The organism is Pseudomonas sp. TH04, assembly GCF_016651355.1.
Taxonomy (GTDB): domain Bacteria; phylum Pseudomonadota; class Gammaproteobacteria; order Pseudomonadales; family Pseudomonadaceae; genus Aquipseudomonas; species Aquipseudomonas fluorescens.
On the sequence record NZ_JAEKEA010000001.1, the window covers coordinates 5738182 to 5756196 of the forward strand.

Below are 18015 nucleotides of genomic sequence, written 5' to 3' on the forward strand. Positions count from 1 at the left end.
CCTGAGGTTTCTACGACATGTCAGCCGTTCGCAGCAAGATTTGCGGGATTACCCGCATAGAAGACGCGCTGGCGGCAGTCGAGGCGGGGGCGGATGCCATTGGTTTGGTGTTTTACGCCAAAAGCCCGCGGGCGGTGAATGTGTTGCAGGCGCGGGCAATCATCGCCGCGCTGCCACCGTTCGTGACCACCGTGGGGCTGTTCGTCAACGCCAGTCGCTGCGAACTCAACGAAACCCTGGATGCCGTGCAGCTGGACATGCTGCAGTTCCATGGCGATGAAAGCCCCGCCGAGTGTGAAAGCTACCAGCGCCCGTATATCAAGGCGCTGCGCGTCAAGGCGGGGGATGACATCGCTGCCGCCTGTGCGGCCTATACTGGCGCTCGCGGGATTCTGTTGGACACCTATGTCGAAGGTGTGCCCGGCGGAACGGGTGAGGCCTTCGACTGGACGCTGATTCCCGAAGGCTTGAAGACGCCGATCATCCTCGCAGGCGGGCTCACCCCGGCCAATGTCGGGGCGGCCATCGAGCAGGTCCGGCCGTACGCGGTGGACGTGAGCGGTGGGGTGGAGCAGGGCAAGGGCATCAAGGACCACCACAAGATTCGCGCATTCATGCAGGCCGTGCGCAACAGCAGTGGCGTGATGTGACGGCTGGCAGTCTGCCGCCGTCCATAACTACCACTGTGTAAAACAGCACCGGCGCCGCCTGCGGGAGGCCCGGAAATGAAGTGGCAACCCTGCGCTGGCAGGTTGTCTGGAAGGCTGAGGAGGCATGCGGGAAATGGCCGGTCGAACGTCTGACCCCGTCCAGCATGTGTCATCGCCACATATGAATTTAGCTCAAGGGCATACGCGGGGCTGTGTTCAAGCCACCGGTACTGGAGAAAGAAAGCATGAGCAACTGGTTAGTAGACAAACTGATCCCTTCGATCATGCGTTCCGAGGTGAAGAAAAGCTCGGTTCCTGAAGGTCTGTGGCACAAGTGCCCATCCTGCGACGCGGTGCTGTACCGCCCGGAGCTGGAAAAGACCCTGGATGTTTGCCCCAAGTGCAACCACCACATGCGTATCGGCGCCCGCGCCCGCATCGACATTTTCCTCGACGCCGATGGCCGTAACGAGCTGGGCGCCGACCTGGAGCCGGTTGACCGCCTCAAGTTCCGCGACGGCAAGAAGTACAAGGACCGCCTGACCGCTGCGCAGAAGCAGACCGGTGAGAAGGACGCGCTGATCTCTGTCAGCGGCAAACTGCTGGGCATGCCGGTTGTCGTGTCCGCGTTTGAGTTCTCCTTCATGGGGGGGTCGATGGGTGCCATCGTGGGTGAGCGTTTCGTACGTGCCGCCAACTACGCCCTGGAAAACCGTTGCCCGATGATCTGCTTCTCCGCCTCAGGTGGCGCGCGTATGCAGGAAGCGCTGATCTCCCTGATGCAAATGGCCAAGACCTCCGCGGTACTGGCGCGTCTGCGCGAAGAAGGCATCCCGTTCATCTCCGTGCTGACCGACCCGGTCTACGGCGGCGTTTCCGCCAGCCTGGCGATGCTGGGTGATGTGATCGTCGGTGAGCCCAAGGCCTTGATCGGCTTTGCCGGCCCGCGCGTGATTGAACAAACCGTTCGCGAAAAACTGCCGGAAGGTTTCCAGCGCAGCGAGTTCCTGCTTGAGCACGGCGCTATCGACATGATCATCGCCCGTGGCGAGCTGCGTCCACGCCTGGGTAACCTGCTGGCGCAAATGATGGGCCTGCCGACGCCGGTGTACATCGCGCCTAAAGTCGAGCCAATCGTCGTGCCGCCGGTGCCTGCAAACCTATGACCCAACGTACCCTGGGCGAATGGCTCGCCTACCTTGAGCAGTTGCATCCGTCCGCCATCGACATGGGCCTGGAGCGCTCGCAACAGGTAGCGGCCCGCCTTGGGTTGGGCCGGCCGGCACCGCGCGTGGTCACGGTGACCGGCACCAACGGCAAAGGCTCTACCTGCGCCTTTGTCGCGGCGCTGCTGCAAGCCCAAGGGCTGAAGGTCGGCGTGTACAACTCTCCGCACCTGCTGCGTTATAACGAGCGGGTGCAGCTCAATGGCGTCGAAGCCACTGACGAGCAGCTCTGCGAAGCCTTCGCCGCACTGGATGTCGGGCGTGGCGAGATATCCCTGACGTACTTCGAGATGGGCACCTTGGCGGCGTTTTGGCTGTTCGAGCGTGCGCAATTGGATGTGGTTGTCCTGGAAGTTGGCCTGGGTGGGCGTCTGGACACGGTCAACGTGGTGGATGCCGACCTCGCGCTGGTCACCAGCATTGGTGTTGACCATGCCGATTATCTCGGCAATACCCGTGAGTCGGTGGCCTATGAAAAGGCGGGCATCTTCCGTCAGGGCAAGCCTGCGCTGTGTGGCGACCTGAACCCGCCGCAGCCCTTGCTCGACAAGGTGCGCGAGCTGGATTGCCCGCTTTACCTGCGCGGGCGCGAATTCACACTCGAGATTGGCAACCAGCATTGGCAATGGCGCGGGTGTGATGCACGTGGGCAGGTTGTAGCGTTGCGTGACTTGCCGTTGCTGAACCTGCCGATGGAAAACGCTGCGCTCGCGCTGCAAGCCTACCTGTTGATGGATTTGCCGTGGAATGCCGAGCAGATTGCTGCGACATTGCTGGCGACCCGGGTGGTTGGGCGGCTGGATCGCCGCGCGTTTGAATGGGCGGGCAAGCGTCTGAACCTGCTGCTGGATGTGGGGCATAACCCGCATGCCGCCGAGTACCTGGCGCAGCGCCTGGCGCGTACGCCACCGGCTGGCCGCCGCCTGGCGGTGTTCGGGCTGTTGGCCGATAAGGACCTGGACGGCGTGGTTGCGCCGTTGCTGAGCAATGTTCAGGCGTGGGCAGTTGCGCCGCTGGATACGCCGCGCAGTCGTCCGGCCGCCGAGCTGGAAGTCGCCTTGCAGAACCTTGGTGCATCGGTGGCGTCGTATACAAGCGTCACCGCCGCGCTTGAAGCGCAATGTGCGGTGGCCACGGCCGAGGACGAGATTCTGTTGTTCGGATCATTTTATTGTGTTGCCGAGGCGCTAGAGTGGTTGGCCCGGCGCTCCACGGAGGAAGCTGCACATGGCATTACTGGATAGCGCATACAAGCAGCGAATGGTTGGGGCCCTCGTGTTGGTGGCGTTGGCGGTGATTTTTCTGCCGATGCTGTTTTCCCGCCAGGACGAACAGCGCCAGGTCGTCGTCGAGGCGCCGGCCGCGCCCCAGGCGCCGACGATCCCTCAGGTTCAGGTTGAGCCGGTGGTGGTGCCCGAGCCGCAGGCGTTGCCGCAAGAGCCGGTGCCGACTGACGAGGAAGTCGCTGCACAGCAGGCGCCAACTCAGCCGATACAGCCGAGTGTGCCGGTGGTCAAGCCTGCTCCGGCCCCGGTCGTTGCCGCCAAGCCTGTTGCGCCTGCGCCTGCGCCCAAGCCAGTGGCGCCGCAGCCGGCCGCACCGGGTAAGCCTGATGTGGGCCAGAGCCGTATCGATCCCAACGGCTTGCCGATCAGTTGGTCGATCCAGCTCGCCAGCCTGGCCAACCGCGAAAGCGCCGAAGCCTTGCAGAAAAAGCTGCGTACCCAGGGCTACAATGCCTATATCCGTAGCGCCGACGGCAAGAACCGGGTGTTTATCGGGCCACTGATCGAGCGTGCCGAGGCGGATCGCCTGCGGGACTTGTTGGGCCGTCAGCAGAATCTGAATGGATTTGTGGTGCGTTTCCAGCCTGAGCGCGGCTGATTTTAAGCGGATAATACGGTTCAAATGTGGGAGCGGGCTTGCTCGCGAATACGCAGTGTCAGTCACTGAATGTGTATCTGGCACTCTGTATTCGCGAGCAAGCCCGCTCCCACATTGGTTTTGTGCTGGTCTTGGCAGGGCGTTATCTATGGGCAACCCATTGATTTGCAAAGCACCCGCAATCACAGCTTACCGATAGCCGAGCGCTCTGCTAAAATGCGCCGCCTTATCCGTCCGTAGGCTGCACTGTGCCATTTACCTGGGTTGATTGGGCGATCGTTGCAATCGTCGCCATCTCCGCTTTGATCAGTCTAAGCCGCGGCTTCGTAAAAGAAGCACTGTCGTTGCTGACCTGGATCATCGCAGGAGTCGTAGCCTGGATGTTCGGTGGTTCACTGTCGGTTTACCTGGCCGGGTATATCGAAACACCTTCGGCTCGCGTTATCGCGGGCTGCGCCATCATGTTCATCGCCACGCTGCTGGTGGGGGCAATGGTCAATTATCTTATTGGCGAGTTGATACGTGTCACCGGCCTCTCCGGGACCGATCGATTCCTCGGCATGGCCTTCGGCGCCGCGCGTGGCGGGCTGCTGGTGGTGGTGGCGGTCGGGCTATTGAGCCTGGGGCCGGTACAGCAGGATTCGTGGTGGCAGGAGTCGGTACTCGTGCCAAAATTTCTATTGGTTGCAGACTGGTCCAAGAACCTCATTCTGGGGTGGAGCAGTCAGTGGCTGGCCAGCGGAATCAGCGTACCCGCTGATCTTCCGTTCAAGGAACACCTTTTACCGGCCAAAACGCCTCAGTAAGCTGTGTTCAGTCAAGATTCATTAAGTAGGGGTTGCGTCGCATGTGTGGCATCGTCGGTATCGTCGGTAAGTCGAACGTCAATCAGGCGCTGTATGACGCGCTAACCGTCCTCCAGCACCGCGGCCAGGACGCTGCCGGTATTGTGACCAGCCACGACGGCCGGTTATTCCTGCGCAAGGACAATGGTCTGGTGCGTGACGTGTTCCATCAGCGTCACATGCAGCGCCTCGTCGGGCACATGGGCATTGGCCATGTGCGTTACCCGACTGCCGGTAGCTCGACCTCGGCCGAAGCTCAACCGTTTTACGTCAACTCGCCTTACGGCATCACCCTGGCGCACAACGGTAACCTGACCAACGTTGAACAGCTGGCCAAGGAGATTTACGAATCTGACCTGCGCCACGTCAACACCAACTCCGACTCGGAAGTGCTGCTTAACGTGTTCGCTCACGAGCTGGCCCAGCGTGGCAAGCTGCAGCCGACCGAAGAAGATGTGTTCGCGGCCGTCACTGACGTGCACAACCGTTGCGTCGGTGGCTACGCGGTAGTGGCCATGATCACCGGTTATGGCATTGTCGGTTTCCGCGACCCGCACGGCATCCGCCCGATCGTGTTCGGCCAGCGTCACACCGACGAAGGCGTCGAGTACATGATCGCTTCCGAAAGCGTGTCCCTGGACGTGCTGGGTTTCACCCTGATCCGTGACCTGGCGCCGGGCGAAGCGGTGTACATCACCGAAGATGGCAAGCTGCACACCCGCCAGTGCGCAGTGGCCCCGAAACTCACCCCGTGCATCTTCGAACACGTCTACCTGGCGCGTCCGGATTCGATCATCGACGGCGTTTCGGTGTACAAGGCGCGTCTGCGCATGGGTGAGAAGCTGGCCGAGAAGATCCTGCGCGAGCGTCCAGAGCACGATATCGATGTGGTGATCCCGATTCCGGACACCAGCCGTACCGCTGCACTGGAACTGGCCAACCATCTGGGCGTCAAGTTCCGCGAGGGTTTCGTCAAGAACCGCTACATCGGCCGTACCTTCATCATGCCGGGCCAGGCAGCGCGCAAGAAGTCGGTCCGCCAGAAGCTCAACGCCATTGAGCTGGAATTTCGTGGCAAGAACGTCATGCTGGTGGACGACTCCATCGTCCGCGGCACCACGTGCAAGCAGATTATCCAGATGGCCCGCGAAGCCGGTGCGAAGAACGTGTACTTCTGTTCCGCCGCACCTGCTGTGCGTTACCCGAACGTCTACGGTATCGACATGCCGAGCGCCCACGAGCTGATCGCCCACAACCGTTCGACCCAGGATGTGGCCGACCTGATCGGCGCTGACTGGTTGATCTATCAGGACCTGCCGGACCTGATCGAGGCGGTCGGTGGTGGCAAGATCAAAATCGCCGAGTTCGACTGCGCCGTGTTCGACGGCAAGTACGTGACCGGTGATGTCGACGAGGCTTACCTGAACAAAATCGAGCAGGCGCGTAACGACTCGTCGAAGATCAAGACCCAGGCGGTCAGCGCGATCATCGATCTGTACAACAACTGAGTAAACACCGGCCCTGAGGGGCCGGTTTTGTATCTTAAATAAAGCATTGAGTAAGGAGTCGCAGCATGAGTCAGGAATGGGATGCCGGTCGGTTGGACAGCGACCTCGATGGCGTAGCGTTCGATACCCTGGCTGTGCGCGCCGGGCAGCACCGCACCCCCGAAGGTGAGCACGGTGACCCGATGTTCTTCACCTCCAGCTATGTGTTCCGTACTGCCGCCGACGCTGCCGCGCGTTTCGCCGGTGAAGTGCCGGGCAACGTTTACTCGCGCTACACCAACCCGACCGTGCGTGCGTTCGAAGAGCGTATCGCGGCGCTGGAAGGTGCCGAGCAGGCGGTGGCGACCGCGACCGGCATGGCAGCCATCCTGGCGGTGGTGATGAGCTTGTGCAGCGCTGGCGATCATGTGCTGGTGTCGCGCAGTGTGTTCGGCTCCACCATCAGCCTGTTCGAGAAGTACTTCAAGCGCTTCGGCATCGAAGTGGACTATGTGCCCCTGGCGGATCTGTCCGGCTGGGATGCTGCGATCAAGGCCAACACCAAGTTGCTGTTCGTCGAGTCGCCTTCCAACCCGCTGGCTGAGTTGGTGGATATCGCTGCATTGGCCGAAGTGGCCCACGCCAAGGGCGCGATGCTGGTGGTCGACAACTGCTTCTGCACCCCGGCGCTGCAACAGCCGTTGAAGCTGGGCGCGGACATTGTTGTGCACTCGGCCACCAAGTTCATCGACGGCCAGGGCCGTTGCATGGGTGGCGTGGTTGCCGGGCGCAGCGAGCAGATGAAGGAAGTGGTGGGCTTCTTGCGCACCGCCGGTCCGACCCTGAGCCCGTTTAACGCGTGGATCTTCCTCAAGGGCCTGGAGACCCTCAGCCTGCGTATGAAGGCCCACTGTGCCAATGCCCAGGCCCTGGCCGAGTGGCTGGAGCAGCAGGACGGGATTGAGAAAGTTCATTACGCCGGCCTCGAGAGCCACCCGCAACACGCGTTGGCCCAGCGTCAGCAGCGTGGTTTCGGTGCCGTGGTGAGCTTTGAAGTAAAGGGCGGCAAAGACGGCGCCTGGCGCTTTATCGACGCGACGCGCCTGATCTCCATCACGGCCAACCTGGGTGACAGCAAGACCACCATCACCCACCCGAGCACCACCTCCCACGGGCGCCTCGCGCCACAGGAACGTGAAGCTGCCGGCATTCGCGATAGCTTGATCCGTATCGCGGTCGGCCTCGAAGACGTCGCCGATTTGCAAGCTGACCTGGCTCGCGGGCTGGCGGCCTTGTGATCGAGTGGTCCATGGAGGCTGCGGCGGTCAGTAACGGCCGCGTCGCACTGGTGACGGGCGCGGCCCGAGGCATTGGCCTTGGGATCGCGGCGTGGCTGATCAGCGAAGGCTGGCAGGTGGTGTTGACCGACCTGGACCGCGAGCGCGGTTCCAAGGTGTCCAAGGTGTTGGGTGACAATGCCTGGTTTATTACCATGGACGTGGCCGACGAGAAACAGGTCGCCCAGGGTGTTGCCGAAGTGCTGGGGCAGTTCGGGCGCCTGGATGCGTTGGTGTGCAATGCGGCGGTGGCCGACCCGCGCAATATCACCCTGGAGAGCCTTGACCTGGCTTACTGGAACCGGGTGCTGGCGGTGAACCTCAGTGGGCCGATGTTGTTGGCCAAGCACTGTGCGCCGTATCTGCGTGCCCACGGCGGTGCCATCGTCAACCTGGCGTCGACCCGGGCCCGCCAGTCAGAGCCCGACACCGAAGCGTACGCGGCGAGTAAGGGCGGCCTGCTGGCCCTGACGCACGCCTTGGCCATGAGTCTGGGGCCAGAGGTGCGGGTCAACGCTGTCAGCCCTGGCTGGATCGATGCGCGTGATCCTGCTGCTCGGCGTGCCGAGCCTTTGACCGATGCCGATCACGCCCAGCATCCGGCGGGCAGGGTGGGTACGGTTGAGGACGTGGCGGCGATGGTGGCGTGGTTGCTGTCGCGTCAGGCGGGGTTTGTCACCGGGCAGGAGTTTGTGGTGGACGGTGGCATGAGCAAGAAGATGATTTACAGCGAGTAGGGCCGATCGCCGTCTTGAAGCAATTTTGTCTTTTTCAGAAAAACTTCAAGCGGGCTATTGACTTAGGTCCGCTACCTGCGTAAATTTCGCGGCCTCAACGAAGCAAAGGGTGATTAGCTCAGCTGGGAGAGCATCTGCCTTACAAGCAGAGGGTCGGCGGTTCGATCCCGTCATCACCCACCACTTCTTGAGAGTTTTGCTTCAGGGCAAGACGCAACGTTAAAGGTTGCACCGACGCGCAGCGGTAGTTCAGTCGGTTAGAATACCGGCCTGTCACGCCGGGGGTCGCGGGTTCGAGTCCCGTCCGCTGCGCCATATTTTCCGGGTTCGACTTGTCGGGCTTGAGATCGAACAGCCAAGGCTGATTGATCAGATGTTTAAAGACGGTTGAGCGTTTACGCGCAGCCGGTCAAGCGATACGCAGCGGTAGTTCAGTCGGTTAGAATACCGGCCTGTCACGCCGGGGGTCGCGGGTTCGAGTCCCGTCCGCTGCGCCATATCTGCCTCAAGGCCCACTGAACGCCTTGAAGCACAAAGCAAGCGTTAAGCTTCTTTGATCCGATAGCAAAGACCCTGGTCGAAAGACCGGGGTTTTTTGTGTCTGCAATTTGGCTCCGGCTGTTCCTCGGTCAGAAATGTGGGAGCGGGCAAGCCCGCTCCCACAATCAGGTCGGCTCAGAACCCCAGCTTATCCCGCAGCCCGTAGTACCACGCGCCCAGCGCAGCAAACGGTGTGCGCAACAGTTGCCCACCCGGGAACGGGTAGTGCGGCAGATCGGCAAACGCATCAAAACGCTCAGCCTGGCCTCTCAACGCCTCCGCCAGTACCTTGCCAGCCAAGTGCGTGTACGTCACGCCATGGCCGCTGCAGCCCTGGGAGTAATAGATGTTGTCCCCCAGACGACCGACCTGCGGCAGGCGCGACAGGGTCAGCAGGAAATTGCCGGTCCAGGCGTAGTCGATTTTCACATCTTTGAGCTGCGGGAACGCTTTGAGCATCTTCGGGCGGATGATTGCTTCGATGTTGGCCGGGTCGCGTGCGCCATACACCACGCCGCCGCCGAAGATCAGGCGCTTGTCGCTGGTGAGGCGATAATAGTCCAGCAGGTAGTTGCAGTCCTCGACGCAGTAATCCTGCGGCAGTAACGTCTTGGCCAGTTCGTCGCCCAGTGGTGCGGTGGTGATGACCTGAGTGCCGCATGGCATCGACTTGGCCGCCAGCTCCGGCACCAGGTTCCCGAGGTAGGCGTTGCCCGCGACGATGATGAACTTGGCCCTGACCTTGCCCTCGGCGGTATGCACCACCGGGTTGGCGCCGCGCTCGATACGCACCGCTGCCGATTGCTCGTAGATCGTACCGCCCAGGGATTCCACAGCCGCCGCCTCACCCAGCGCCAGGTTAAGCGGATGAATGTGTCCGCCGCTCATGTCCAGCAGGCCGCCGACATAGTTGTCACAGGCCACCACTTCGCGGATACGGCGCTCGTCCAGTAACTCCAGTTGCGTATGGCCATAGCGCTCCCACAGGCGCTTCTGTGACTCCAGGTGGCCCATATGCTTGCTATTAAGCGCGGCGAACACGCCACCGTCCTTCAGGTCGCACTGGATCTGATATTTGGCCACGCGCTCGCGAATAATCTTGCCGCCTTCAAATGCCATCTGCCCAAGCAACTGTGCCTGCTTGGGGCCGACGCTACGCTCGATCACATCGATATCGCGGCTGTAGCTGTTGACGATCTGCCCACCATTGCGGCCCGAGGCGCCGAACCCCACTTTGGCGGCTTCCAGTACGGTGACGCGAAAACCGTTCTCCAGCAGAAACAGCGCGCTTGAAAGGCCGGTGTAGCCGGCGCCGATCACGCACACATCGGTTTCGACTTCACCTTGGAGTACCGGGCGAGGCGGAACCGCATTCGCGGATGCGGCGTAATAGGACTGGGGGTAGGGGGTGTTCGCCATCCTGGAACCTCTGTTTTATATTTTTTACGAGTGCGCCGATCCTACCTGAGTTGAAAATTGCCTGCCAGCCACCCGAAAACCTCGGGTGTGCCCAGCGCCAATAAATAATTCGCATATTCATAGGGTTAGCTGCAAAAAAGATGTTGACACCCCTCCGGAATTCCGTAGAATGCCGCCTCACAGCAGGCACGTAGCTCAGTTGGTTAGAGCACCACCTTGACATGGTGGGGGTCGTTGGTTCGAGTCCAATCGCGCCTACCAAACAAAATCCGCTCTGCTGGGCGGTCTAGAAGGGCTCACCGAAAGGTGGGCCCTTTTTTGTTGCCTGCGATTTGAGTCGGCCTCCCGTTTGGGCTCTGGCGTGCAGTGTTGAACAGCATTGCTTCAAGCTGGCGTGAGGGCAATCAACGCAGGAGTTGAAAGGGGTCGACACACTATAGCCTATACCCGTACGGGCGCTTTTCACGCTACTGTTATAACGAATGTTTTGGTGATGTCAGCCTTAAGGATAAGGCTGCCAGATAAAATAAAATCAAATGTCGCGTGATAGGCGCTCGAAGGGAGCAATGAGAAAAGACCTAAGTGTTGGATTGGATTTCACGCGAATCGTCGCGTGCTTAATGGTCGTTGTTCTTCATGTGTCCGCCACGGGCGTTGCCGAATTCAGTCATGACTGGGTTTATTTTAATGCGTACGACTCACTGGTTCGGGCGTGTGTCCCACTTTTTTGATGTTGTCAGGTGCACTGTTGCTGGGCAGGGAAGAAGGCGTAAGGCAGTTTTACACCAAACGATTTTTACGCATCTTCCCTCCGTTGATATTTTGGTCGGTGTTCTACGTGCTGTGGAAGGCCAGGTTGAGTGGCGATTACAGTGGGTTAAGTGCCTCACTGTTTTCCGTGGTCAAGGGGCCGGCCTATTGTCACCTGTGGTACCTGTATGCCTTGGTAGGGATTTATCTGTTTATTCCATTTATGTCGAAGATTTATCGACATTCCACAGAGGCGGAAAAGATTACCTATCTCGCTCTCTGGTTCGTTGTAGCCTGCATTATTCCATTAGTGTCTTATTTTTATCCGGCTGGGGGTGACCTCGCCACGGTGTACGGGCTTTCATCGATTGTCGGTTTAAGTGGGTTTGTGTTTCTTGGGGCTTACGTGTTTGACCGGATCAACACGCAGGCGAAGCCATCGCTTGTGGCGGATGCTGCAGGTTTATCACGCGCGCGGCGTGCACCGCGCTGGCGACCTATTGGTTATCACTGCGAGACGGCACGCCCAATCAGCTGTTTTTTTCTTATCTTTCGCCATTTGTTGTGGTCGGCGCGGTTTTCGGGTTTCGGCTGTTTATTAGTCTGGGGTCGCGGCTGTCCAGGTACGCTAAAACATTAAATGTGCTGGCAGGCTGTACCCTGGGTGTGTACTGCTTGCATATTTTTATAATGAACAGGCTGAGTATTATTTACGGCCCCTTCATTGAAGGCCATTCGATGCTCTGGGTTATTCCTGCGCTGGTGTTCGCTGTCTTCAGCATTACGCTGGCGCCTATAGTTATTGCCCGCAGTTCAAGCCCTTCAGGCATGTTATTTAAGTGTCGAGCGCTAAGGGGCGGGCCGCATGGGGGTCAGCGACAGATATTGAAGGCCGGTGTGACTGATTGATCAGCAGAACAGCGTAGCAACCGATAACAGGCAGATGATTTGAACCACCAACTGGCAGCGTATTTCACCATTCGTTGTTGGCATACCCATTTGTCCTGCGTACATAGTGGCTACCCTCTTTGGTGGCAACAGTATCGTGTGCGGTGCGCAATACGCTCCACCGCATTATTGAGTATAGGCCTGTAACAGGATTTCGCTGTGGAGCTGATCTGGGTGGATCAATACCGCGCTTTCAAATGGGCGGGCGCAGGGCTGGGCGTGTTGGTTTGGGGCCTCAGACATTTGCCCCGGTTATGAGGCGCTGCGTAAGCCGCAGTGACCCGGCATACTGGCGGATGATTGATTCAGCCCTGGGAGCAAACGATGAAATTGGCAATGGAAGTGTCGTTCGATGTAACAGCGCAGGAGCGTGAGGCCATCCTCAAACCGCTGAGGGCCTATAACCTCAGCCATACCGGCGAAATGGCATTTGAAACCGTCGGCATATTGCTACGTGATCCCACTTCTCAGGAGGTGGTGGGCGGCCTATATGGGAAGATTTCCTACGGATGGTTGTTCGTTGAACTCTTGAGTGTTCCGCACTCGATGCGTACTCAGGGAACCGGCACGCGTTTGATGGGCGCCGCTGAAGAGTTGGCGCGTGAACGCGGCTGCGCCGGGATCTGGCTGGACACCTTCAGCTTCCAGGCGCCGGATTTTTATCGCAAGCTGGGCTTCAGTGAGTTTGGCCATATCGCTGATTATCCGCCGGGCCATCAACGGCACTTTTTTCAAAAACACCTGGGCTGAATCCTTGCACGGCGCCGGATCATCTGGCGCCAATCACCCACAAAATTTATTGGTTTGCAGCAACAATTTTTCTTGTTGGACACCCCCCGCCCCCAAGCAGCACAGTTGCCGCCACTGACGCTCGACCTTCCAGGTCAACAATAAAAACCGCGCCGGGCTGCACGCTACTTTCATGCTGTGAACCCTTTGTTCACATCCTGCTGTAATGGCGCCGCAGCGCGCATTCAAGGACCTCATCGTCATGCAAACTGTTGTGAACCTATGGCCGTTGATCGGCGTACTTGTCATCGTGGTTGGCTTCGTCTTGCGTTTCAATCCGCTGTTGGTGGTCACCGCCGCCTCTATCGCGACCGGGCTTGCCGCCCACTTTCCGTTGGAAAGAATTCTCGCCAGCATGGGCGAAGGATTCCTTCAAACCCGTGCCCTGCAACTGATCTTGTTATTGCCCCTGGCCGTTATTGGTCTATTGGAGCGCCATGGTTTACGCCTGCACGCGCAAAACTGGATCGCTCGTTTTGAGCGCGCCACCGTCGGGCGCTTGTTGATCATCTATCTGTTTGTGCGCGAGTCAACGGCAGCGATGGGGCTTACCAGCTTGGGTGGGCATCCGCAAATGGTGCGACCGCTGCTGGCGCCGATGGCCGAGGGCGCCGCCGAAAAACGTTATGGCAAGCTGCCGGACAAGCTGCGCCACAAGGTGCTGGCCATGTGTGCGGCAACCGATAACGTCGGGCTGTTTTTCGGTGAAGACATCTTTGTCGCCTTTGGTGCGATTGCGCTGATGCATACTTTCCTGCTCGGTTCGGGCATCGATGTGGAGCCGCTGCACATTGCCGTGTGGGGCATCCCGACAGCGATTTGTGCCTTTATCATTCATGCGATTCGCCTGCACCGGTTTGACCGCAGACTCACCCGCGAGATGACGCCCGTCGCCACACCTGTGGAGGCTGCGCAATGATCATCTCGATTGAATACCTGTACTGGCTTGCCGGCATTTTGTTGCTGATTACCGCAGGCATGATCCTGTTGGATCGAAGCCATCCCAAGCGCTGGTCCAGCGCCGTATTCTGGTTGCTGTTCGCCATGCCGTTCCTGGTCGGGGAGCGCTTGCCGCCGGTGCTCATTGGCGTTGGCGTGGTAGTGATGGCGTTGATCGCAGGTTTCGGTGGCGTCGGTCGAGGCACACATACCGAGTTGCATGACAAGTCTGCCCGTGCCAGTGCCGGTCGACTGGGCCACAAGCTGTTTATCCCGGCGTTGGCCATTCCCCTGACGACCGTGATTGGTTCGGTATTGCTCAAGCACACCGAAATCGGTGGCGTGCCACTGCTGGACCCGAAAAACACCACCTTTGTATCCCTCGGTGTCGGTTGCCTGATCGCCCTCGGTCTGGCCTGTTGGTTGACTCGCGATACGCCGGTGCAAGCCTTGCGCGAATCCCGGCGCCTGACCGAAGCCTTGGGCTGGGCCATGGTGCTCCCGCAGATGCTGGCGATGCTTGGGCTCTTATTCAATGAAGCCGGGGTCGGCACGGCGGTTGCGCATGTGACTACCACCTACATCAACCTGGATTTCAAGCTGGTGGCGGTGATGGTGTATGTACTGGGCATGGCCCTGTTCACCGTTATCATGGGCAATGGCTTTGCGGCTTTCCCGGTCATGACCGGCGGTGTTGGCGTGCCGGTACTGGTGGGTATTTATGGCGGTAACCCGGCGGTGATGGCGGCGATCGGTATGTTCTCCGGCTATTGCGGTACGCTGATGACCCCCATGGCGGCCAACTTCAATATTGTGCCGGCAGCGTTACTGGAGTTGCCGGACAAGAACGCGGTGATCAAGGCGCAACTGCCGACCGCATTAATGATGCTGGTCGTCAATATTGTCCTGCTCTACCTGTTGATGTGAGGCCAAGATGCAAACTGTACTGCTGATGGGCTTCGAGCCCTTTGATCAAGACCCGGTCAACCCGTCCTGGGAGGCCGTGCGGCAGTTGGATGGCGTGCAATTGGCCGAGGGTGTGCAGATTGCTGCGCGCCGCCTGCCCTGTGCGTTTTCCACAGTAGGGAAGTGCCTGACGGGGCTGATCGCCGAGCTGCGCCCGGCGATGGTGATTGCCACGGGTCTTGGGCCTGGGCGTAGTGATATCTCCATCGAGCGGGTGGCGATCAACGTCAACGATGCACGCATCCCCGATAATCTGGGCGAGCAACCTATCGATACGGCGGTGGTGGTTGGCGGGCCGGCCGCCTACTTCAGCACGCTGCCGATCAAGGCTATGGTCAAGGCATTGCGCGACGCTGGGGTTGCGGCGTCGGTTTCGCAGACTGCGGGCACGTTTGTGTGTAATCAGGTGTTTTACCTGTTGCAGCACGCGCTGGTCGGTACGGACGTTCGCAGCGGATTTATCCATGTACCCAACCTGCCGGAGCAGGTCGCTGATACTGGGCAGGCGTCAATGCCGCTGGTGACGACAGTCGAGGGGCTGCGCGAAGCGGTACGTGTGGCGTGGAGCACTGAGGTTGATACGGTACAAAGCGGTGGGCAGATCAGTTGATCTGCCTTAGCCGTTCAACAGTCGGGTCAGGCCGAAGGTAATGGCGCACGCGAGCCCGGTCATTGCGAACGCGGTGGCCACGTACCATTTGATGAGATTCAGCTCCGTGGTCGCCAGGTCCGCCTTGGTGGCGAAGTGCTTTTCCATGGAGTCTGCCCTGCTCGAAACGGCGAATAGCTTCACTTTCATTTCAGCCAGCCCTTTTTCCAGTAAACCCAAGCGTTTTTCCATACCCGAACCTCCGTCATTACCCCCACCGGCTCGACCTTGAACCGGGATGTTCAGCGTGTTCGCCCAACCAAGCCGATACTGTTTTTTCTCCAACGCGTGACCCCTTTTTTAGTTGAAATGAGAGAGCGCCTGGGAACGAAGATTAGTGCGAGTTTGGGCCGGCCGTGAGCGACAAATTTTTGCAAAATACCACCAGGGTTCTGGCCTGGGGTATCAGGCTTCCCGCTTTGGAAAGAACAGCTCAAAACACGTCAGCCCTGCATCACTGGTAACGCTGTAGCGACCGTTATGCAGGAGCATGATCGTCGCCACAATCGACAGCCCCAACCCATTGGACTGGGCCGAGCGTTCCCGCGACTCATCCACTCGGTAAAACCGTTCGAACAGGCGCGGCAAATGCTCGGCAGGGATGGTTTCGCCCCGGTTGCTGACCCGCAGGTTGATGCCATCGGTATTCGGAACCGCCTGAATCAGCAGGTCCGAACGCGGGGCGCCGTACTTGATAGCGTTTGCACACAGATTGGCCAGTGCACGACGCAGTAGCATCGGTTCAGCCCAGATCACACCGTCACCCTCGGCGAGAATGCTGATACCCACGTCGCTCGCCAACCCTTCGAAGTAGTCAGCCATACGCTCCACTTCATCCGCTGCACTCAGCGCCTGGCGCTGGCGCAGGGCGCTGGCCGGGTCGGTGCGGGCGAGGAACAGCATGTTGTCGAGCATCCGCGCCAGGCGTTCGAGTTCTTCGACATTGGAGGCCAGCAGTTGCTGGTAGCTTTCGATGCTGCGGCTCTGTTGCAGCGCGACTTGCGTTTCGCCCAGCAGGTTGTTGATCGGCGTACGCAGTTCGTGGGCCATGTCGGTGGACACCTGGCCCAGTTGCACGAAGCCTTTGGCCAGTCGCTCCAGCATGGTGTTGAAGGCGTCGATCATCGGCAGCAGCTCTTTCGGTGCGCCGTGGCTGTCGAGTCGCTCGGCCAGGTTGCCCACGCCGATGCCTTGGGTGTGCGTGGCCAGGCGCCGCAACGGCAAAAGCCCGCGGTACACCAGCAGGTAACCCACCAAGGCGAGAATGATCGCTGCAATGGTTGCCAGGACAAACACGCTCAGGCGATAGCTGGCGAGCATGGCGGTGCGTTCAGTCATCAGGCGCCCGGTGGTGACTTGCAGGCTGCCGAGGTCTCCGGAGTCGATGGATGCAGCTACGGTGGCGAAAGGCACGCCATTCACACCGGGCAAATGGTGCACGTCGGAAAAGCCCAGCTCGTGGTCTTTGGGGACGGGAACTACGGACGGCATTTCAATGTTGCCCGGGTTAACCAACAACAACGGCTTTTGCCCCGGCGCCGCGATGCTCAGCACCGACTCGCTGTTGCCCAGCATGTTCTTGAACAGCTCTGGCTTGGTCTTGATCAGGTCCAGGGTATTGCTGTCGTTGAGCAGGTTGCGTAACTGGTCGGCGCGATAGATCAGGGCGGCATCGTCGCGCTTGACCAGTTCACGCTCAAGTTCGCGATACAGCGCAACGCCCAGGGTGGCCAGCAGGGCGAAGGCGAGCAAAGCGAAGATCAGCGCCAGGCGCAGAGTCAGCGAGTAGTGGCGGCGGTGGTTCATGGCTGTATGTCGAAGCGGTAGCCAATGCCCCGCACGCTGTGAATTAACTTGAGCTGGAACGGGTCATCGATTTTCAGGCGCAAGCGTCGTACGGCGACATCGACCACATTGGTGTCGCTGTCGAAGTTCATGTCCCAGACCCGCGAGGCGATCATCGAACGTGACAGCACCTGATCCTGGTGGGTGGCGAACAGGTGCAGCAGGGCGAACTCCTTATTGGTCAGGGTAATGCGTGTACCGGCCCGCGTGACCCGGCGTTTCAGTACATCGATTTGCAGGTCGGCAATGTGCAGGTGCTCTTCTTCGCGACTGGGGCCGCGGCGGGTCAGGGTGCGTAACCGGGCGACCAGCTCGGCGAAGGAAAACGGCTTGATCAGGTAATCATCAGCACCCAGTTCCAGGCCTTTGATACGGTCGGCAATATCATCGCGGGCGGTCAGGAACAGGACCGGTGTGTCAGCCTCCTTGCGCAGGCGGCGCAGCACTTCCCAGCCGTCCATTTTTGGCATCATCACATCCAGCACGATTACGTCGAACGGCGTTTCCAGCGCCTGGTGCAAGCCGTCCACGCCGTCCCGGGCGAGGCTTACCGAGTAACCCAGTTCCTGCAGGCCGTTGAGCAGGTAATTGCCGGCCTTGGGTTCGTCTTCGACTACGAGGATGTTCATGGGAAGTGCCCTGATTCTAAGCGTTGCGCAAGTGTAGCCCGATCAATTATCACTGGCGCAGCCAATGCCTTGAACCTGATAGTCCAGCACGTGTTCGCGACCCTGATGGTCCAGGTAATCGAGGCGGGCGGGGACGATACCGCACTGGCCGTAGGTGTCGGTGCTCGACAGCACTTTGTCGACATCCAGGTGCACGAAGAAGCCGGTCTTGTCGTGGATCACGTTGGTGGCGGGGGTTGTGTCGGCCGCGAACACTGAGCCGGTGGCAAGTAGGGCGCTGAAGCCGAGGATAAACAGTTTCATGGTGGTCTCTCTCTTTAAAGGGTTGGCTGCCCGCTGCTGGCAGTGAGTTCACAGTAACCAGGCAGCTCAAAC

General features: G+C 59.6%; 18 protein-coding genes and 4 tRNA genes. 17 read left to right on the forward strand and 5 right to left on the reverse strand.

Annotated features, from left to right (window positions below):
* Nucleotides 1-17 precede the first annotated feature (17 nt).
* The 11 genes from JFT85_RS25880 to JFT85_RS25930 all read left to right on the forward strand — a co-directional run bounded on the left by JFT85_RS25880 (nt 18) and on the right by JFT85_RS25930 (nt 8663).
* On the forward strand, nt 18-650 hold the full coding sequence (locus tag JFT85_RS25880; RefSeq protein WP_053257085.1) for a phosphoribosylanthranilate isomerase: 633 nt from the start codon (nt 18-20) through the stop codon (nt 648-650).
* A gap of 245 nt (nt 651-895) precedes the next feature.
* The gene (gene accD, locus JFT85_RS25885) at nt 896-1816 is read left to right on the forward strand and encodes an acetyl-CoA carboxylase, carboxyltransferase subunit beta (RefSeq protein ID WP_053257084.1); all 921 of its coding nucleotides are present in this window, start codon (nt 896-898) and stop codon (nt 1814-1816) included.
* A complete protein-coding gene (gene folC / locus JFT85_RS25890) occupies nt 1813-3120 on the forward strand; it encodes a bifunctional tetrahydrofolate synthase/dihydrofolate synthase (RefSeq protein WP_201230675.1) in 1308 nt (435 codons plus the stop codon). Before accD ends, folC begins: the two co-directional genes overlap by 4 nt.
* Complete coding sequence (locus JFT85_RS25895; RefSeq protein ID WP_053257082.1) at nt 3104-3760, forward strand: SPOR domain-containing protein; 657 nt, start codon at nt 3104-3106, stop codon at nt 3758-3760. Before folC ends, JFT85_RS25895 begins: the two co-directional genes overlap by 17 nt.
* Nucleotides 3761-4008: 248 nt before the next feature.
* Entirely contained in the window at nt 4009-4566 is a 558-nt protein-coding gene (locus JFT85_RS25900; protein ID WP_003212681.1) for a CvpA family protein, read from the forward strand.
* A gap of 41 nt (nt 4567-4607) precedes the next feature.
* Nucleotides 4608-6113 (forward strand): amidophosphoribosyltransferase, encoded by a 1506-nt coding sequence (gene purF / locus JFT85_RS25905; RefSeq protein WP_053257081.1) that lies wholly within the window; start codon nt 4608-4610, stop codon nt 6111-6113.
* A gap of 65 nt (nt 6114-6178) precedes the next feature.
* Complete coding sequence (locus JFT85_RS25910) at nt 6179-7390, forward strand: O-succinylhomoserine sulfhydrylase (protein WP_053257080.1); 1212 nt, start codon at nt 6179-6181, stop codon at nt 7388-7390.
* 11 nt (nt 7391-7401) lie between these two features.
* On the forward strand, nt 7402-8166 hold the full coding sequence (locus tag JFT85_RS25915) for an SDR family oxidoreductase (RefSeq protein ID WP_069550959.1): 765 nt from the start codon (nt 7402-7404) through the stop codon (nt 8164-8166).
* Nucleotides 8167-8273: 107 nt separating this feature from the next.
* Nucleotides 8274-8349: transfer RNA gene (locus JFT85_RS25920), tRNA-Val, on the forward strand.
* Nucleotides 8350-8404: 55 nt separating this feature from the next.
* Nucleotides 8405-8481 (forward strand) — tRNA-Asp (locus tag JFT85_RS25925).
* A gap of 105 nt (nt 8482-8586) precedes the next feature.
* Nucleotides 8587-8663 (forward strand) — tRNA-Asp (locus tag JFT85_RS25930).
* A gap of 178 nt (nt 8664-8841) precedes the next feature.
* Here JFT85_RS25930 and JFT85_RS25935 read toward each other — a convergent pair.
* On the reverse strand, nt 8842-10125 hold the full coding sequence (locus tag JFT85_RS25935) for an NAD(P)/FAD-dependent oxidoreductase (RefSeq protein WP_053257078.1): 1284 nt from the start codon (nt 10123-10125) through the stop codon (nt 8842-8844).
* Between the two features lie 184 nt (nt 10126-10309).
* Here JFT85_RS25935 and JFT85_RS25940 point away from each other — a divergent pair.
* The 6 genes from JFT85_RS25940 to pcp all read left to right on the forward strand — a co-directional run bounded on the left by JFT85_RS25940 (nt 10310) and on the right by pcp (nt 15127).
* Nucleotides 10310-10386 (forward strand) — tRNA-Val (locus tag JFT85_RS25940).
* 469 nt (nt 10387-10855) lie between these two features.
* A complete protein-coding gene (locus JFT85_RS25945) occupies nt 10856-11515 on the forward strand; it encodes an acyltransferase (protein WP_081006390.1) in 660 nt (219 codons plus the stop codon).
* Between the two features lie 632 nt (nt 11516-12147).
* Nucleotides 12148-12573, forward strand: a complete 426-nt coding sequence (locus tag JFT85_RS25950; protein ID WP_053257077.1) for a GNAT family N-acetyltransferase — start codon at nt 12148-12150, stop codon at nt 12571-12573.
* 241 nt (nt 12574-12814) lie between these two features.
* Nucleotides 12815-13531, forward strand: coding sequence for a DUF969 domain-containing protein (locus JFT85_RS25955; RefSeq protein ID WP_069551390.1), 717 nt, complete (start codon nt 12815-12817; stop codon nt 13529-13531).
* Nucleotides 13528-14478 carry a DUF979 domain-containing protein gene (locus JFT85_RS25960; protein ID WP_053257076.1) on the forward strand — a complete coding sequence of 317 codons (951 nt, stop codon included), beginning with the start codon at nt 13528-13530 and terminating at the stop codon, nt 14476-14478. Before JFT85_RS25955 ends, JFT85_RS25960 begins: the two co-directional genes overlap by 4 nt.
* A 7-nt stretch (nt 14479-14485) precedes the next feature.
* Nucleotides 14486-15127: a pyroglutamyl-peptidase I gene (pcp, locus tag JFT85_RS25965; RefSeq protein WP_069551328.1), complete on the forward strand. Its 642-nt coding sequence runs from the start codon at nt 14486-14488 to the stop codon at nt 15125-15127.
* Between the two features lie 6 nt (nt 15128-15133).
* Here the strand turns inward: pcp and JFT85_RS25970 are convergent, their stop codons facing one another.
* The 4 genes from JFT85_RS25970 to JFT85_RS25985 all read right to left on the reverse strand — a co-directional run bounded on the left by JFT85_RS25970 (nt 15134) and on the right by JFT85_RS25985 (nt 17943).
* Entirely contained in the window at nt 15134-15358 is a 225-nt protein-coding gene (locus JFT85_RS25970) for a hypothetical protein (RefSeq protein ID WP_187602465.1), read from the reverse strand.
* A gap of 213 nt (nt 15359-15571) precedes the next feature.
* Nucleotides 15572-16972, reverse strand: a complete 1401-nt coding sequence (locus JFT85_RS25975; protein ID WP_053257073.1) for a heavy metal sensor histidine kinase — start codon at nt 16970-16972, stop codon at nt 15572-15574.
* Nucleotides 16969-17640, reverse strand: coding sequence for a heavy metal response regulator transcription factor (locus tag JFT85_RS25980; RefSeq protein ID WP_053257072.1), 672 nt, complete (start codon nt 17638-17640; stop codon nt 16969-16971). Before JFT85_RS25980 ends, JFT85_RS25975 begins: the two co-directional genes overlap by 4 nt.
* 42 nt (nt 17641-17682) lie before the next feature.
* Nucleotides 17683-17943 carry a DUF2790 domain-containing protein gene (locus JFT85_RS25985; protein ID WP_053257071.1) on the reverse strand — a complete coding sequence of 87 codons (261 nt, stop codon included), beginning with the start codon at nt 17941-17943 and terminating at the stop codon, nt 17683-17685.
* Between the last annotated feature and the right edge of the window lie 72 nt (nt 17944-18015).

Excerpts from the sequence above, each read along its gene's own strand:
- JFT85_RS25880 (WP_053257085.1), top strand. The coding sequence starts at position 18 with ATGTCAGCCGTTCGCAGCAAGATTTGCGGGATTACCCGCATAGAAGAC.
- accD (WP_053257084.1), top strand. The coding sequence starts at position 896 with ATGAGCAACTGGTTAGTAGACAAACTGATCCCTTCGATCATGCGTTCC.
- folC (WP_201230675.1), top strand. The coding sequence starts at position 1,813 with ATGACCCAACGTACCCTGGGCGAATGGCTCGCCTACCTTGAGCAGTTG.
- JFT85_RS25895 (WP_053257082.1), top strand. The coding sequence starts at position 3,104 with ATGGCATTACTGGATAGCGCATACAAGCAGCGAATGGTTGGGGCCCTC.
- purF (WP_053257081.1), top strand. The coding sequence starts at position 4,608 with ATGTGTGGCATCGTCGGTATCGTCGGTAAGTCGAACGTCAATCAGGCG.
- JFT85_RS25910 (WP_053257080.1), top strand. The coding sequence starts at position 6,179 with ATGAGTCAGGAATGGGATGCCGGTCGGTTGGACAGCGACCTCGATGGC.
- JFT85_RS25915 (WP_069550959.1), top strand. The coding sequence starts at position 7,402 with ATGGAGGCTGCGGCGGTCAGTAACGGCCGCGTCGCACTGGTGACGGGC.
- JFT85_RS25935 (WP_053257078.1), bottom strand. The coding sequence starts at position 10,125 with ATGGCGAACACCCCCTACCCCCAGTCCTATTACGCCGCATCCGCGAAT.
- JFT85_RS25945 (WP_081006390.1), top strand. The coding sequence starts at position 10,856 with ATGTTGTCAGGTGCACTGTTGCTGGGCAGGGAAGAAGGCGTAAGGCAG.
- JFT85_RS25950 (WP_053257077.1), top strand. The coding sequence starts at position 12,148 with ATGAAATTGGCAATGGAAGTGTCGTTCGATGTAACAGCGCAGGAGCGT.
- JFT85_RS25955 (WP_069551390.1), top strand. The coding sequence starts at position 12,815 with ATGCAAACTGTTGTGAACCTATGGCCGTTGATCGGCGTACTTGTCATC.
- JFT85_RS25960 (WP_053257076.1), top strand. The coding sequence starts at position 13,528 with ATGATCATCTCGATTGAATACCTGTACTGGCTTGCCGGCATTTTGTTG.
- pcp (WP_069551328.1), top strand. The coding sequence starts at position 14,486 with ATGCAAACTGTACTGCTGATGGGCTTCGAGCCCTTTGATCAAGACCCG.
- JFT85_RS25970 (WP_187602465.1), bottom strand. The coding sequence starts at position 15,358 with ATGGAAAAACGCTTGGGTTTACTGGAAAAAGGGCTGGCTGAAATGAAA.
- JFT85_RS25975 (WP_053257073.1), bottom strand. The coding sequence starts at position 16,972 with ATGAACCACCGCCGCCACTACTCGCTGACTCTGCGCCTGGCGCTGATC.
- JFT85_RS25980 (WP_053257072.1), bottom strand. The coding sequence starts at position 17,640 with ATGAACATCCTCGTAGTCGAAGACGAACCCAAGGCCGGCAATTACCTG.
- JFT85_RS25985 (WP_053257071.1), bottom strand. The coding sequence starts at position 17,943 with ATGAAACTGTTTATCCTCGGCTTCAGCGCCCTACTTGCCACCGGCTCA.